The sequence below is a fragment of the Mitsuaria sp. CC2 genome (assembly GCF_048957715.1).
Lineage (GTDB): Bacteria > Pseudomonadota > Gammaproteobacteria > Burkholderiales > Burkholderiaceae_C > Roseateles.
Genome location: NZ_JARVXN010000027.1, coordinates 104,346 through 118,585, shown reverse-complemented (window position 1 = coordinate 118,585; position 14,240 = coordinate 104,346). Strand labels below are relative to the sequence as shown.

14 protein-coding genes are annotated in these 14,240 nt (G+C 69.7%); 8 read left to right on the top strand and 6 right to left on the bottom strand.

Translation table 11 applies throughout. The annotated features are described in order from the left end of the window. Position 1: 1 nt before the first annotated feature. On the top strand, positions 2-904 hold the full coding sequence (locus PV762_RS18275; protein ID WP_421036426.1) for an ABC transporter permease: 903 nt from the start codon (positions 2-4) through the stop codon (positions 902-904). After that, positions 901-1,626: an ABC transporter ATP-binding protein gene (locus PV762_RS18270; RefSeq protein WP_421036425.1), complete on the top strand. Its 726-nt coding sequence runs from the start codon at positions 901-903 to the stop codon at positions 1,624-1,626. The genes PV762_RS18275 and PV762_RS18270 overlap by 4 nt, the downstream gene beginning before the upstream one ends. 166 nt (positions 1,627-1,792) lie before the next feature. Here the strand turns inward: PV762_RS18270 and PV762_RS18265 are convergent, their stop codons facing one another. Together PV762_RS18265 and PV762_RS18260 are read right to left on the bottom strand one after the other, a co-directional pair. Beyond that, positions 1,793-3,121, bottom strand: a complete 1,329-nt coding sequence (locus PV762_RS18265; RefSeq protein ID WP_421036424.1) for an outer membrane protein transport protein — start codon at positions 3,119-3,121, stop codon at positions 1,793-1,795. 84 nt (positions 3,122-3,205) lie between these two features. Next, entirely contained in the window at positions 3,206-4,207 is a 1,002-nt protein-coding gene (locus PV762_RS18260; protein WP_421036423.1) for an NADP-dependent oxidoreductase, read from the bottom strand. A 203-nt stretch (positions 4,208-4,410) separates the two neighbouring features. On the opposite strand from PV762_RS18260, the gene PV762_RS18255 reads away from it, so the two are divergent. The 6 genes from PV762_RS18255 to PV762_RS18230 all read left to right on the top strand — a co-directional run bounded on the left by PV762_RS18255 (position 4,411) and on the right by PV762_RS18230 (position 9,813). Then, positions 4,411-5,013 carry a TetR/AcrR family transcriptional regulator gene (locus PV762_RS18255; protein ID WP_421036422.1) on the top strand — a complete coding sequence of 201 codons (603 nt, stop codon included), beginning with the start codon at positions 4,411-4,413 and terminating at the stop codon, positions 5,011-5,013. A 166-nt stretch (positions 5,014-5,179) separates the two neighbouring features. Further along, the gene (gene ssuE, locus PV762_RS18250; RefSeq protein ID WP_421036421.1) at positions 5,180-5,716 is read left to right on the top strand and encodes an NADPH-dependent FMN reductase; all 537 of its coding nucleotides are present in this window, start codon (positions 5,180-5,182) and stop codon (positions 5,714-5,716) included. Positions 5,717-5,808: 92 nt separating this feature from the next. Next, a complete protein-coding gene (locus tag PV762_RS18245; RefSeq protein ID WP_421036420.1) occupies positions 5,809-6,792 on the top strand; it encodes a sulfonate ABC transporter substrate-binding protein in 984 nt (327 codons plus the stop codon). Between the two features lie 72 nt (positions 6,793-6,864). Continuing rightward, positions 6,865-8,046, top strand: a complete 1,182-nt coding sequence (ssuD, locus tag PV762_RS18240; protein ID WP_421036419.1) for an FMNH2-dependent alkanesulfonate monooxygenase — start codon at positions 6,865-6,867, stop codon at positions 8,044-8,046. 1 nt (position 8,047) lies between these two features. Then, positions 8,048-8,884, top strand: coding sequence for an aliphatic sulfonate ABC transporter permease SsuC (gene ssuC / locus PV762_RS18235; protein WP_421036418.1), 837 nt, complete (start codon positions 8,048-8,050; stop codon positions 8,882-8,884). A 77-nt stretch (positions 8,885-8,961) separates the two neighbouring features. Further along, a complete protein-coding gene (locus tag PV762_RS18230; RefSeq protein ID WP_421036646.1) occupies positions 8,962-9,813 on the top strand; it encodes an ATP-binding cassette domain-containing protein in 852 nt (283 codons plus the stop codon). A gap of 105 nt (positions 9,814-9,918) precedes the next feature. Here PV762_RS18230 and PV762_RS18225 read toward each other — a convergent pair whose 3' ends face one another. The 4 genes from PV762_RS18225 to PV762_RS18210 all read right to left on the bottom strand — a co-directional run bounded on the left by PV762_RS18225 (position 9,919) and on the right by PV762_RS18210 (position 14,143). Further along, a complete protein-coding gene (locus tag PV762_RS18225) occupies positions 9,919-11,031 on the bottom strand; it encodes an alpha/beta hydrolase (RefSeq protein ID WP_421036417.1) in 1,113 nt (370 codons plus the stop codon). A 75-nt stretch (positions 11,032-11,106) separates the two neighbouring features. After that, entirely contained in the window at positions 11,107-12,057 is a 951-nt protein-coding gene (locus tag PV762_RS18220) for a lysylphosphatidylglycerol synthase domain-containing protein (protein WP_421036416.1), read from the bottom strand. After that, complete coding sequence (clsB, locus tag PV762_RS18215; protein ID WP_421036415.1) at positions 12,054-13,409, bottom strand: cardiolipin synthase ClsB; 1,356 nt, start codon at positions 13,407-13,409, stop codon at positions 12,054-12,056. The genes PV762_RS18220 and clsB overlap by 4 nt, the downstream gene beginning before the upstream one ends. Then, complete coding sequence (locus tag PV762_RS18210) at positions 13,406-14,143, bottom strand: endonuclease/exonuclease/phosphatase family protein (RefSeq protein WP_421036414.1); 738 nt, start codon at positions 14,141-14,143, stop codon at positions 13,406-13,408. Before PV762_RS18210 ends, clsB begins: the two co-directional genes overlap by 4 nt. Positions 14,144-14,240 lie beyond the last annotated feature (97 nt).

The following is a 14,240-nucleotide window of genomic DNA, read 5'->3' as shown; positions in this document are numbered from 1 at the left end:
GATGAGCGCCGACCCCGACCTCATCGCGCGCGCCGTCTCGTCGCTCGGGCCGGTCTTGCCGGAGCAGGCGTCGGCTCGATCGCGATCAACGCAGACACAGACGCAGACGCAGACGCAGACGCAGACGCGGGCCGCGTGGCGATGGCCGACGTGGCTCCTCGGCGCGCTGCCGCCCGTGGCAGTCCTCGCCCTTGCGGAGGCGGCGGTGCGGCTCGGCTGGATCGTGCCCAACCTGCTGCCGGCGCCGAGCGATGTGGCCGCGGCGCTGGCGCAGATGCTGCGCGACGGCCAACTGACGCAACACGTTCTCGCGAGCACCTTGCGCGTGGCGGGTGGCTTCGCGCTCGGCGCGGTGCTGGCGGTGCTGTTCGGCGCGCTGGTCGGCCTCTCGGGCTTGGCCGCAGCCGTGCTGACGCCGAGCTTCCAGGCGCTGCGCGCCATTCCCTCGCTCGCCTGGGTGCCGCTGCTGCTGCTCTGGCTGGGCATCGACGAGGCGTCCAAGATCGCGCTGATCGCGATCGGGGCCTTCTTCCCCGTCTACATGGGCGTGTCCTCGGGCTTCCGCGACGTGGACCGCAAGCTGGTGGAGGTGGCGCGCCTGCGCGGGCTCGGCCGCGTGGCGCTCGCGCGCCGCGTGCTGCTGCCCGCCGCGCTGCCGGCGCTGCTCACGGGTCTGCGCAACGGACTGAGCCTGGCGTGGATGTTCATGGTGGCTGCGGAACTGATCGCCGCGAGCCGTGGCCTGGGCTACCTGCTGACCGACGGCCGCGAGACCGGCCGCGCGGACCTGGTGATGGCGGCGATCGTGCTGCTGGCGCTGCTGGGCAAACTGACCGACAGCCTGATGGCCGCGGTGGAACAACGCGCGCTGCACTGGCGCGACAGCTTCGGAGGCCACGCATGAGCCTGTTGACCGTGTCCGTGCGCGCCAAGCGCTTCGCCCGCGACCTGCCCATCCTGCAGGACGTCCATTTCGACCTGAACGCGGGCGAGGTCCTCGGCCTCGTCGGCGCGAGCGGCTGCGGCAAGAGCACGCTGCTGCGCATCGCCGCCGGGCTGGATCCGGACTTCGACGGGGAAGTGCGCCTCGACGGTCGCGCGCGTCGCGGACCGGATCGCGACATCGGCGTCGTGTTCCAGGAACCGCGGCTCTTCCCGTGGCTGACGGTGGCCGAGAACGTCGGCTTCGACCTGGGCCAGGGCCACGATGAAGCGTGGGTGAACACGCTGCTGCGCGAGGTCGGGCTGGGCGAGCTCGGCGAGGCGCTGCCGCGTCAACTGTCCGGCGGCCAGGCGCAACGCGCGGCGATCGCGCGGGCGCTCTACACGCGGCCGCGCGTGCTGCTGCTCGACGAGCCGTTCTCCGCGCTGGACGCCTTCACACGGATGCGGCTGCAGGACCTCGTGCGCGAGGTCGCGGCAAGACATGGCACCAGCCTGATCCTGGTCACGCACGACGTGGAGGAAGCGGTGCTGCTGGCCGACCGCGTGCTGGTGCTCGGCGCCGGGCCGGGCCGCATCGTGCGGCGCATCGAGGTGCCGCTGGTGCATCCGCGCGGGCGCGGGAGCGCGGCGGTGGCGGACCTGCGGGGTGAGGTGCTGAGGGAGCTGGAGCGCCTGTCGTAAAAAACGCCCCGGACGTTGCCGTCCGAGGCGAATGGGTCGTGTGCAAAGCCGATGCACGACAACCCCTGGAACCGTGCGATTCGCTGCGGCGCGAACCGACGCAGACCGACGCAGACCGGCGCGAACCGGCGCGAACCGGCGCGAACCGGCGCGGATGTCGACGCGCCTAGAAGCTGTATTGCGCCGACACCGCCAGGATGTCGCTGCCCACCTTGTACGAGCCCTGCAGGGTGCTCGCGGAGGGCGAGGTCAGGTTGACGCTGGTGTCCTTGATGAAGAGATGCGTGAAGCCCACGCTGTAGGCCAGCTGCTTGTTGGCCCGCCACGTCGCGCCGAACGACAGCCATCGGCGACTGACGTCGGGAACGCGGACGTCGCGCACCGCATCGGTGACCGGCGTCTGGTCGTAGGCGAAGCCGCCGCGGAAGGTCCAGGCGTCGTTCATGCGGTACTCGGCGCCCACCGAGTAGAACGACGAATCCCGATAGCCGAAGTCCAGCGTCTGGCTGGGCAGGTTGGACGCGAAGTCCAGGTCCACCTGGTCGAACTTGTGCCACGCGGTGCGCGAGTAGTCGGCCATCACCGTCCATTGCGGGTTCAGCCGCTGGCTGACGCTGAGCGTCCACGACGCCGGCATCGTCAGCTCGGTGTCCACCGTGGTGTTCACGAAGGTGTTGGGAGCCGCCGCCGACAGCACCGCGTTCGCCGCGGCGGGAATCGAGAAGCGCGCGTCCACGCCCTTGGCCTTGTGCTTGACCTCGGAGCGGTAGGCCAGGCCCACCGTCGTCCCGTCGACGGGACGCAGCAAGGCGCCCAGCGTGTAGCCGACCTCTGTGTTGTCGCCTTCGACGTCCAGGTAACCGTCCGCGCTCGTCGGCAGGAATCCCGGCACGCGCGCGGCCGCCAGCTGCGCGCCGAAGTCGACGGCATTGCGCAGCTTGACGTCCAGGCGCTCCGCAAACACGGAGGCGCCCAGCGACAGGACGTCATTGACCTTGTAGGCGCCGGACACGCCGACGTCGATCACCTTCAGCGAAGTCTTGACGCCCTGATAGCGACCCACCCATCCGTCGTCGTACTCGGTCTTGAACCCGAAGGGGGCCGTCACGGAGAAACCCAGATGGATCCGGTCGGTCACCGGCGCATGGAAGTAGAGCGAGGGAATGACCGCGGTCTGTCCCGCATCGCCGCCGTTCCCACCGGACAGGGGGCGCCCCAGCGCATCCCGGCCCGAGCCGTCGAACTTGGCCGAGTAGGTCACGACCGCGCCGTCCGCCTGGACGAGCCGCCCGTCGAGCAGGGTCATCGCGGCGGGGTTGTTGGCGATCACGGAGGCATCCCCGCCTTCGCTGATGGACCCCGCGAAGGCGCGTCCCTGACCGGCGGCGCTCTGCTCCTTGAGCTTGAAGGCCGCGGCTTGAGCGAGGCCGGCGCAAGCCAGGCCGGCAACGAGCACGAGCAGGGAGGGGCGATGGACCGCCGGGATCAATGTCATTCTTCTGTCTCCTGTGGTTGGGCTTCCGGGCCCGTCGATGGCGCCGCCGCGTCCGTTGGCGGAAGGCGTGTGGGGTGTCGGGATCTACTTGACCTTGATGACGACCTTGCCCTTGGCACGCCCGGCCTTGACGTAGGCCAGGGCGTCGTTGGTCGACTCGAAGGGGAAGACCCGGTCGATCACCGGCCGGATGACGCCGGCCTCGATGAGGCGGGTGATCTCGCGCAACTGCGCACCATCGGCCCGCATGAAAAGGAACGAGTAGTCGGTGCCTTGGCGGCGCGACTTGCGGCGGATGCCCGCACTCAGCAGGCGCACGATCAGTCGCACGAAGCCGGGCGCTCCAATCCCCTGGGCGAATTCGGGGTCCGGCGGGCCGGAGATGGAGATGAGCTTGCCGCCGCGCTGCAGCACGCCGAGCGACTTCTGAAGCGTCGTGCCATCCTGGCTGTTGAGCACCACGTCGTAGTCGCGCAGGACGCCGTCGAAGTCCTGGTTCCTGTAGTCGATGACGACGTCGGCGCCGAGTCCCTTCACCAGCGCGACATTGGTCGTGCCCGTCGTCGTGGCGACCGTCGCGCCGAGGTGCTTGGCCAGCTGGATGGCGAAGGTGCCGACGCCCCCCGATCCGGCCTGGATGAAGACCTTCTGCCCGCGTTGCACGTCGGCCTTCTCGACCAGGGCCTGCCAGGCGGTCAGGCCGACCAGCGGGATCGAGGCGGCTTCTTCCATCGTGAGGTTCGCGGGCTTGAGCGCCAGCGACGATTCCTTCACCGGCACGAAGTGGGCGAAGGTGCCGATCCGGAAATCGTCCACCCGCGCGTAGACCTCGTCTCCCGGCTTGAACTGCCGCACCCGCGATCCCACCCGGACCACCACGCCGGCGACGTCATGCCCCAGCACGAGCGGCAGGCGGTAGGGCAGGATCAGCTTGAACTCGCCATCCCTGAGCTTGGAATCCAGCAGGTTCACGCCAGCGGCATGGACCTCGACAAGCACCTCGTCATCCCGGGGTTCCGGCGTCGGCATCTCCACCGGCTGGAGCGTGCTCTGCTTGCCGTAGCGTTCCAGGACAAATGCTTTCATCGTCGTCTTCATGATTGGGGGTGGACCGGGAAGGCCTGTTGAATCGGTGGACATGGCGTCTTTCGTCTGGACTACGTCCACCGACGGCGCCGCAGGACCGATGGCAATGATTATGTTTGTAATCCAAAAAGTCAATACTTTGATGATGATCAGCATCTATGTATAGTGACGCTCGTGGCTCTCTCCACACGCATGGACAACAGATGAAGGTCAGCAAGGCACAGGCGCAAGCCAATCGCGAGCACGTCGTGCAGACGGCGTCCACGGTGTTTCGTGAGCGCGGCTATGACGGCGTGGGAGTCGTCGATCTGATGGCCGCGGCCGGCTTCACGCACGGCGGCTTCTACAAGCAGTTCGACTCCAAGGCCGAACTGATGGCGGAGTCGGCGGCCTGCGGCATCGCGCAGACGGTGGCCCAGGCGGCCGGCGTGACGGTCTCGGACTTCGCCCGGTTCTATCTCTCGCGCGAACATCGCGACGCGCGGGGCGAGGGGTGCTCGATGGCGGCGCTCGGCGGCGATGCGGCGCGTCAGTCGGACGCGGTGCGCGCCACCTTTGCGAACGGCATCGAGAGTCTGTTGGCGGCACTGAACCTCGAGGGGACCGTGCTGGAGCACGCGAGCGCCAACGAGGCGCGGGCCAAGTCGCTCGACCTCTTCGCGCGGGCGGTGGGCGCGATCGTGATGTCGCGCGCCTGTCCGGACGACTCGCCGCTGGCGGACGAGATCCTGGTCGCCTGCCGCAACGAGGCCCTGGCGTCGCTCACGCCGGCCGTGAAGCCATCGGCCCCCGTGCGCAAGCGATAGCCGCAAAGCGCCTAAGCATCGACGATCTCCTTCGTTCGGCGAGGGCGGGGCGGTTCGCAGAATGGGGCGGTTCCTGCTTCCTCCCCCCGCCATGACCGCCTCCGCCACCGCCTCGACTGCCGATCTTCCGGGCTCGCCCGTCCTGCTCATCGCCGCGAGCCCCAGCGTGAAATCGCGCTCCGGCGCGCTGCTCGGCGCCGCCGCGGAGCGGCTGCATCACCACGGACTCGCGACCCGCACGCTGCGTCTGCGCGACCTGCCGGCGCAGCCGCTGCTGCACGCCGACTTCGACGACGCCGAGATCCGCGCCGCGCTGGCCGCGGTCGCCGAGGCGCGCGTCGTCGTGCTCGCGACGCCGATCTACAAGGCCGCGTACAGCGGGCTGCTGAAGGTCTTCCTCGACCTGCTGCCGCAGGACGGCCTCGCGGGCAAGAGCGTGTGGACGCTGGCCACCGGCGGCAGCATGGCGCATCTGCTGGCGCTGGACTACGGCCTGCTGCCCGTCCTGTCCGCGCTCGGCGCGCGCTCGCATGTCGACGGCGTCTACGCCTGCGACGCGCAGATCGCCAAGGACGCCGCCGGCGACTACCGCATCAACGACGACATCGCCCGCCGCCTGCTCGCCGGTGCGTCGCAGGTGCTGGACCGCGTGCCGACGCCGCAGGCCGTGGAGCCGGTCTCGCGTCCCGCGCTGGTGCTCTGAGCACCCCTGAACGCTTCGCGCGCGCTCCGCGAGCCTGACGCCTCCGATTTCTCCCGATTCATCCCGACTCTTCACTCTCCAGGACCACCACCATGACGTTCTTCTTCGACCGCCGCGGGGCCCTCGCGTTTGCCGCCGCGCTGACCACCTCGCTCAGCCTGTTCGCCGGTGTCGCCAGCGCGCAGACGGCGGCCAAGCCGACGGAGGTCCGCATCGGCTTCCAGAAGTACGGCACGCTCACCGTGCTGAAGGCCAAGGGCGATCTGGAGAAGCGCCTGAGCGCGCAGGGCATCGCCGTGAAGTGGACCGAGTTCCCCGCCGGCCCGCAGCTGCTGGAGGGACTGAACGTCGGTTCCATCGACTTCGGCACGGTCGGCGAGGCGCCGCCGATCTTCGCGCAGGCCGCCGGCGCGGACCTGGTCTACGTCGCCAATCAACCGCCCGCGCCGACCGCCGAAGCGCTGATCGTGCCGAAGGACTCGGCGATCAGGACGCTCGCCGACCTCAAGGGCAAGAAGGTGGTGTTGAACAAGGGCTCCAACGTCCACTACCTGCTGGTCAAGCTGCTGGAGAAGCAGGGCCTGAAGTACACAGACATCACCGTCGTCTACCTGCCGCCGGCCGATGCGCGCGCCGCGTTCGAGCGCGGTGCGGTCGATGCCTGGGTGATCTGGGACCCGTTCCTGGCCGCGGCGGAACGCCAGCTCGGCGCGCGCGTGGTGGCCGACGGCAAGGGCGTCGTCGCGAACCATCAGTTCTACCTGGCCGAGCGCGGCTACGCGGAGAAGTACCCGCAAGTCGTCCAGGCCATCATCGAGGAACTTGCCAAACTCGACCGCTGGTCCGAGAACAACAGCGCCGCCGTGGCCGCGCTGCTCGCGCCGCAGATCGGGCTCGACCTTGCGACGACCGAGGTCGCCGCCGCGCGCTTCGCCTACGGCATCCAGCCGATCACGCCGGCCATCGCCGCCGAGCAGCAGAAGATCGCCGACACGTTCCATGCGTTGAAGCTGATCCCCAAGCCGATCCGCATCGCCGACGCGCTGCCGAAGTCGGTCCGCACCGCAGCCAAGTAAGCGCCGCAGAAGCCTCTCCCGCAAGTCCTCCGCCGCGGCATCAGCCGTGGTCCCTCACACGAGCTTCCCCCCATGAAGATCCTCTGGTTCATTCCCACCCACGGCGATTCGCGCTACCTCGGCACGTCCAAGGGCGCGCGCGTCGCGGACTTCGACTACTACCGCCAGATCGCGATCGCCGCCGACAGCCTCGGCTACGAAGGCGTGCTGCTGCCCACCGGGCGCAGCTGCGAAGACAGCTGGATCGTGGCGGCCAGTCTCATCGAGGCGACGCGGCGGCTGAAGTTCCTGGTCGCGCTGCGGCCGGGGCTGGTGCAGCCGGTGCAGTCGGCGCGCATGGCGGCCACGCTCGACCGTCTGTCCGGCGGCCGGCTGCTGGTCAACCTGGTCACCGGCGGGGATCCCGATGAACTCGCCGGCGACGGCCTGTTCCTGCCGCACGAGGAGCGCTACGCGCTCTCGACCGAGTTCCTGACTGTCTGGCGCGACGTGCTGCGTGCGAGCCACGAGGGCGAGGCCATCGACTTCGACGGCGAGCAGCTGCGCGTCAAGGGCGGCAAGCTGCTGTACCCGCCGATCAACAAGCCGTATCCGCCGGTGTTCTTCGGCGGATCGTCGGGACCGGCGATCGACCTCGCGGCCGACCAGGTCGACACCTACCTGACCTGGGGCGAGCCGCCGAAGGCCGTCGCCGAGAAGATCAACGAGGTGCGCGCGGCTGCTGACGCCAAGGGCCGCAAGCTCGAGTACGGCATCCGCCTGCACGTCATCGTGCGCGAGACCGAGGAAGAGGCCTGGGCCGCCGCCGGCGATCTGGTCAAGCATCTGGACGAGGACGTCATCGCTGCTGCGCAAGCCAAGTTCGCATCGATGGACTCGGTCGGCCAGCGTCGCATGGCGGAACTGCACGGCGGTCGCTTCGACAAGAACGACATCCGTGCCGGGCTGGAGATCTCGCCCAACCTGTGGGCCGGCGTGGGCCTGGTGCGCGGCGGCGCGGGCACGGCGCTGGTCGGCAATCCGCAGCAGGTGGCCGACCGCATCCAGGAGTACGCGGCGCTGGGTCTCGAGTACTTCGTGCTCAGCGGTTATCCGCATCTGGAAGAGGCCTACCGCTTCGCCGAGCTGGTCTTCCCGCTGCTGCCGCTGGACGTGCGCGAGAAGCTCAGCGCACCGAAACTGACCGGCCCCTTCGGCGAGATCGTCGCCAACAACTTCGTTCCCGGTCCGGCCAAGCTGGCCGCGGCGAGCTGAGATGAGCACCGTCGCTATCAAGGCCCGGCCCCACGACCAGGCCAGTTCCCAGGCGACACCGCGCCACGGCATCGTCGCCTTCAAGGGCCTCGTGCCCTGGATCGTGCCGCTGACGGTGCTGGCGCTGTGGCAGCTGAGCGCGCAGGCGGGCTGGCTGTCGACGCGGGTGCTGCCGGCGCCGTCCTCGGTGGCCAAGGCCGCTTGGGAGCTGGCGCTCTCGGGCGAGCTGTGGCGGCACCTGGCCGTCAGCACCGGGCGCGCCTTCATCGGCTTCACGATCGGCGGCGGGCTCGGGCTGCTGCTGGGCCTGCTGACCGGATCGCAGCGCTGGGCGGAGACGGCGCTGGACACGACGCTGCAGATGCTGCGCAACATCCCGCCGCTGGCGCTGATCCCGCTGGTGATCCTGTGGTTCGGGATCGACGAGACGGCCAAGCTGTTCCTGGTCGCGCTGGGCGTGTTCTTCCCGGTCTACCTGAACACCTTCCACGGCATCCGCGGCGTGGACCGCGACCTGATCGAGATGGCGCGCTCGTACGGGCTGAGCGGCTGGTCGCTGTACCGGCAGGTGATCCTGCCCGGCGCGATCGCGTCGATCCTGGTGGGGCTGCGCTTCTCGCTCGGCCTGATGTGGGTGCTGCTGATCGTGGCCGAGACCATCTCGGCGCAGAGCGGCATCGGCTACATGACGATGAACGCGCGCGAGTTCCTGCAGACGGACGTGGTGCTGGTCGGCATCCTGATCTACGCGCTGCTGGGCAAGCTGGCCGACGTCGCGGCGCAGGCGCTGGAACGCGCGTGGCTGCGCTGGCATCCGGGCTATCAGGCCCGAGGCTGAAACAGGATGGGTGAGACATGATGAGCGTGACCGAGATCGACGTCCTGACCGAATGGCAGGACTCGCAGCCCGCTGAGCTGCCACCCTCGGCATCGCAGCATGCGGCGTCACCGCACGCGGCGCCGGTGCGACGCGAGGCCGTCGCGAAGCTCCCAGCCAACGGGCAGGCCGTGACGCTGGGCAACCTGGGCAAGGCCTTCGGCGAGCGCCAGGTCTTGCATGGCATCGACCTGGACATCGCCCCCGGCGAGTTCGTGGCCATCATCGGCCGCAGCGGCTGCGGCAAGAGCACGCTGCTGCGCCTGCTCGCGGGGCTGGAAACGCCGAGCGCCGGCGCGCTCGAAGCGGGCGAGCGTGAGGACACACGCTTCATGTTCCAGGACGCGCGGCTGTTGCCGTGGGCGCGGGTGCTGGACAACGTAGCGCTCGGGTTGGCAGGTGCCGATGCGCGTGAGCGGGCGCGACAGGCGCTCGCGCAGGTCGGTCTCGCGGACCGAGCCGGCGAGTGGCCCGCGCGCCTGTCCGGCGGTCAGCGGCAGCGCGTCGCGCTGGCGCGCGCGCTGGTCCATGCGCCCAAGCTGCTGCTGCTCGACGAGCCGCTCGGCGCGCTGGACGCGCTGACCCGCATCGACATGCAGCGCCTCATCGAGACGCTGTGGACGCGCCATCGCTTCACGGCATTGCTGGTGACGCACGACGTGGCCGAGGCGGTCGCGCTGGCGGACCGCGTGCTGCTGATCGAGGACGGCCGGCTCGCGCTGGACCTGCGCATCGATCTGCCGCGTCCGCGTCGACGCGACGCGGCCTTCGCCTTGCTGGAGCAGCGGCTGCTCGACCGCGTGCTGAGCACGCCCGGTCGCGAGCCCGACGTCGCTCACCAGCCGGCTCCACTTTCCGTCCCCGCGCCGATGTTGCGCTGGGCGGTGTAAGGGCGCAGCGCGGGCCGTCGGTGCTTGAGGGGCCGGGGGGGCTCTCCACACTGACGGCCTCGCGCGGCCACTACGAGGGCCGATCAGGCGGCCACCGGGCGCTACTCAGTTCCCGAACGCCTTGCGCAGCCGTTCGCCCGCGAAGGCCTGCGCGTTGCGGGCCTTCTCGACGACCGCGGCGGCGCCGAAGAACTCGTGGGTGACGCCCTCGTAGTCGCGGCGTTCGACCAGCACGTCGGCCTTCTTCAGCGCGTCCTCCATCTTGGCGCTGTCCGAGCGCAGCGGATCCACGCGCGCGCTGATCAGCGTGACCGACGGCAGGCCCGCGAGCTTCGCGTCGACGAGGTTCAGGCGCCAGTCCTTGAGCTGGTCCTTGTTGTCGATCAGCTTGTCGATGAACCACTCGACCATCGCGCGGTTGAGCGGCTGGGCTGCGGCGTTCTCGAGGTAGGACTCGGTGTTGAGGCTGCTCTGCGTGACCGGGTAGATGGCGAGCACGTGCGCGGGCTTCTGCAGGCCGGCGTCGCGCGCTGCGATCGCGGTCGCGAGGGCGAGGTTGCCGCCGGCGCTTTCTCCGGCGAGCGCGACGCGGCTGGTATCGCCCTTGAAGCCGGCCGCGTTCGCCAGCGTCCACTTGTAGGCGGCCAGCGCGTCGTCCCAGGCGGCGGGGAACTTGTTCTCCGGGGCCTGGCGGTAGTCGACGGAGACCACGATCGCCTGCGCCTGCCTGGCGATGCCGCGCGCGCTGGCGTCGTAGACCTGCTTGTCGGCAATGACCCAGCCGCCGCCGTGGAAGTAGACGACGACAGGGAAGGGACCCGTGCCGGCGGGCGTGTAGAAGCGCGCGGGGATCATGCCCGCGGCGCCCTGCACGGTGCCGTCGATGCTGGTGACGCCGGGCACCAGCGTCGCGGGATCGGTGCTGCTGCCGTTCTTGCGCAGCAGGGCGTTGACGGCATCGGCCAGGGTGGGATTGGCGCGGGCGGCGGCGACGTCGATCTTCTCGATCGCCTTGGGGCGCAGTCCTTCGTGGGCTTTCAGCACGGCCTGCATGTCGCCGTCGAGCCGGAATTTGCCCATGGTCTTGGCGATGGCGGTCTTGATCTTGCTTGGCTGCTCGTTGCCGGTGCCCTTGCCGGCCTCGTCGGCGGCGTGCGCGAAGGGCAGGGTGAGCAGCAGCGCGCTGAGCGCAGCGACCTCGAAGCGGAGTTGGGGCATGGCGATGTCCTTGTTGAGCGGTGCGGCGCATCCGGTGCGGATGCTCGCGCAGGGCTCAGCAATCAGGATGCCCGGCTACTTCCTCGATCGAGCCTCCAGCACGAAGTAGGCGACGGCCGCGATCGACAGCGGCGCGAGGTAGTAGAGCGCCCGGTACGCGATCAGCGCGGCGAGCACCTGGCCGTGGCCCAGCGTCGGACCGAGGAAGGCGACGAAGACCCCTTCGAGCACCCCCAGTCCCGCCGGCACATGCGTGATGACGCCGGCCACCGCGGCCACCAGCAGCACGGACAAGGTGTGGCCGTAGTCGACGCCTTGCTGCAGCAGCACCCACAGCACCGCGCCCATCGTCAGCCAGTTGGCGGCGGAGATCGCCAGCTGCATCAGCGCGAGGCGCAGGCTGGGGATGAAGAAGTCGTGACCGCGCAGCCTCAGCTCGCGCCGCGGCGAGAACGCGCAGAGCGCGAGGTAGGCGGCGACGACGACCCACATCAGCGCGCCCAGCCCGCGCAGCGTGGCGTCGCCGACGTGCCAGTCGGCCGGCGGTTCCAGCCAGCCGAAGAGGAAGAGGCCGCCCGCCAGCAGGCCGTAGCCGAGCCAGTTGGAGGCCATGCTCAGCGCGAGGATCTTCGCCGGGATCGGATGCCTCAAGCCCTCGCGCGCATAGAGCCGCAGCCGCATCGCGACGCCACCGACCAGGGAGCCCAGATTCAGGTTGAACGCGTAGCTGATGAAAGTGATCAGCATCACGCGCCGCGTCGGGATCGTGTGATGCGCCCAGCGCTTGCCGATGAGGTCGTAGCCGCTGTAGATGAGGTGGCTCAGCGCGCAGAGCGCCGCGCCGCCGGCCAGCACGCCCATCGGCAACTGGCCCAGCGCGTCGCCGACCTCGGTCCAGTCGACTTGTCGCGCGGCCCACGCGAGCAGGGCCACCACGGCCACCGCGAACACGCCGCTCAGCCATCGTCCCCAACGCCAGCGCGCCGGGCCCCGCCCCGCGGCGTCCGGCGTCGGGGTCGCCCTCACTCGGCGGTCTCCTTGCTCAGGCAGGTCTCCCGGGGCGCGCCGGACAGGGCGGAGACGCTCTGCCACTGCCAGGCCTCGGCGGCCGGCAACTGCGATGCGCTCACGACCACCGGCGTCTGCGCCACCGGCATCACCGGCTGCGCCTGTCGCGGCAGCCGCGCCAGCCAGCGCGGGAAATGGCGCATCACATGGAACACGAACGCGCCCATGCCCAGCCGCCACCACCAGCGATGCGCGTTGGTCTCCTCGATCTTCTGCAGCTTGCACTGGTGCTTCATCAGCGCCAGCAGCTTGTCGCGCAGCACGCGGTTGAACGCACGGTCCTCGACGATCAGATTGGCTTCCAGATTCAGCGACAGGCTCAGCGGATCGAGGTTGCTCGAACCGACCGTCGACCAGTGGTCGTCGACCAGCGCAACCTTGGCGTGGATGGGGCGCTCGCAGTATTCATGGATGTGGACGCCGGCGCGCATCAGCCGGTCGTAGACCATCTGCGCCGCCCAGCGCGCCCACGCGATGTCGGGCTGACCCTGCAGGATCAGGTGCACCTTCACGCCGCGCCGCGCCGCGCGTTGCATGCTTCGCAGCAGCAGGAAGCCGGGGAAGAAGTAGGCGTTGGCGATGATCACCTCGTGCCGGGCCGCATGCAGCGCCATCCGGTACATCCGCTCGATGTCGTCGCGGTGGCGATGGTTGTCGCGCGTGACGACGACGGCCTTCGCCTGGCCCCTGGACGACGCGCGTCCGCCGTCGGCGGACGGGTCGCTCCTGCGGGGCTCCTTCGCGCGGCTCGGCCACCAGCGGCGCTGCGCCGTCGGACCCGCGGACGGCGTCTGCGTTGTCGCCGTCGCGAGGATCTCTCCCGTCACCCGCCGCAGCTGAGCCACGACGGGGCCCTCCACGCGCACCGCGTAATCCTGCTTGGCCTCCGGCCCGAAGTCGATCAGGTGGTCCGCCGAATAGTTGATGCCGCCGATGAACCCCGTCTCGCCGTCGACGACGACGATCTTGCGATGCAGCCGGCGGAAGGGCTTCAGCCGGCGCGACAGCTTCGGCGGCGGATCGAAGACATGAAGACGCACGCCCGCCTCGGTGAGTCCGTCCACGAAGTTCATCGACAGCTCCGGCGAGCCGAAGCCGTCCACCGTCATGTCCACGCGAACGCCGCGCTTCGCGGCGGCGATGAGCACCTCGCGCAGCGCGAGGCCGACCTTGTCCTCGAAGAGGATGAAGGTCTCGATGATCACCTCCTGCTTCGCGCCTTCGATCGCGGCGAAGACGGCGGGGAAGAACTCCTCGCCGTTCTCGAGCAGCTCGAGGCGGTTGCCGGCGCTCCAGTCCGGGCGCTTCACAGCCGGATCTCCGCCGCCAGCGGCGCATGGTCGGACAGGTGCGACCAGGGTCGGCGCGGCAGCACGATCGGGTGCTGCACCGAGGCGCCGCGCACGTAGATGCGGTCCAGCGCCAGCAGCGGAAACCGCGCCGGGAAGGTGCGAGCCGCCGCGCCGGTGGACTTGACGAAGACCTCGGCGAGGCCCGCGCAGCGGCTCAGCATCCGGTGCGCGCGCTGGCGCCAGTCGTTGAAGTCGCCGGCGACGATCACGGGATCCTCCGGCGGCAGACTGTCGATCAGCTGGCACAGGCGCTCGACCTGGCGCTGCCGATGCGATTCCCGCAGACCCAGGTGCACGCAGATGGCGTGCACCTCGCGGCCGTCCGCCAGCGTCAGCACGCTGTGCAGCAGCCCGCGACGCTCGGGACCGTCGACCGAGATGTCGTGATTGGTGTGCCGCGCGATCGCGAACTTGGACAGCAGGGCGTTGCCGTGGTGTCCCTGCGGATAGACCGCGTTCCGCCCGTACGCGAAGTCGCTCCAGAGGCTGTCCGCAAGGAACTCGTAGTGAGGCGTCTGCGGCCAGGTCGGGACGCGGGCCGCGTGCAGCTCGTGCTCGCCGAGCACTTCCTGCAGGAAGACGACGTCCGCCGAGACGGCCCTCACCGCCTCCCGCAGCTCGTGCAGGATGAAGCGGCGGTTGAAGAAGCCGAAACCCTTGTGGAGATTGACGGTGAGGACGGTGAATTTCATGGCCTGCCCAGGCAAGCCTTGTTCCCGTCAGTGGATCACGGGGCCCCGGGGCGGGGCGGCGGGACGATCAGAGGTCGTCGGTCTTGAGCATCATGGG

Coding starts and splice junctions, on each gene's coding strand:
- PV762_RS18275 (WP_421036426.1), top strand. CDS start 2: ATGAGCGCCGACCCCGACCTCATCGCGCGCGCCGTCTCGTCGCTCGGG.
- PV762_RS18270 (WP_421036425.1), top strand. CDS start 901: ATGAGCCTGTTGACCGTGTCCGTGCGCGCCAAGCGCTTCGCCCGCGAC.
- PV762_RS18265 (WP_421036424.1), bottom strand. CDS start 3,121: ATGACATTGATCCCGGCGGTCCATCGCCCCTCCCTGCTCGTGCTCGTT.
- PV762_RS18260 (WP_421036423.1), bottom strand. CDS start 4,207: ATGAAAGCATTTGTCCTGGAACGCTACGGCAAGCAGAGCACGCTCCAG.
- PV762_RS18255 (WP_421036422.1), top strand. CDS start 4,411: ATGAAGGTCAGCAAGGCACAGGCGCAAGCCAATCGCGAGCACGTCGTG.
- PV762_RS18245 (WP_421036420.1), top strand. CDS start 5,809: ATGACGTTCTTCTTCGACCGCCGCGGGGCCCTCGCGTTTGCCGCCGCG.
- ssuD (WP_421036419.1), top strand. CDS start 6,865: ATGAAGATCCTCTGGTTCATTCCCACCCACGGCGATTCGCGCTACCTC.
- ssuC (WP_421036418.1), top strand. CDS start 8,048: ATGAGCACCGTCGCTATCAAGGCCCGGCCCCACGACCAGGCCAGTTCC.
- PV762_RS18225 (WP_421036417.1), bottom strand. CDS start 11,031: ATGCCCCAACTCCGCTTCGAGGTCGCTGCGCTCAGCGCGCTGCTGCTC.
- PV762_RS18210 (WP_421036414.1), bottom strand. CDS start 14,143: ATGAAATTCACCGTCCTCACCGTCAATCTCCACAAGGGTTTCGGCTTC.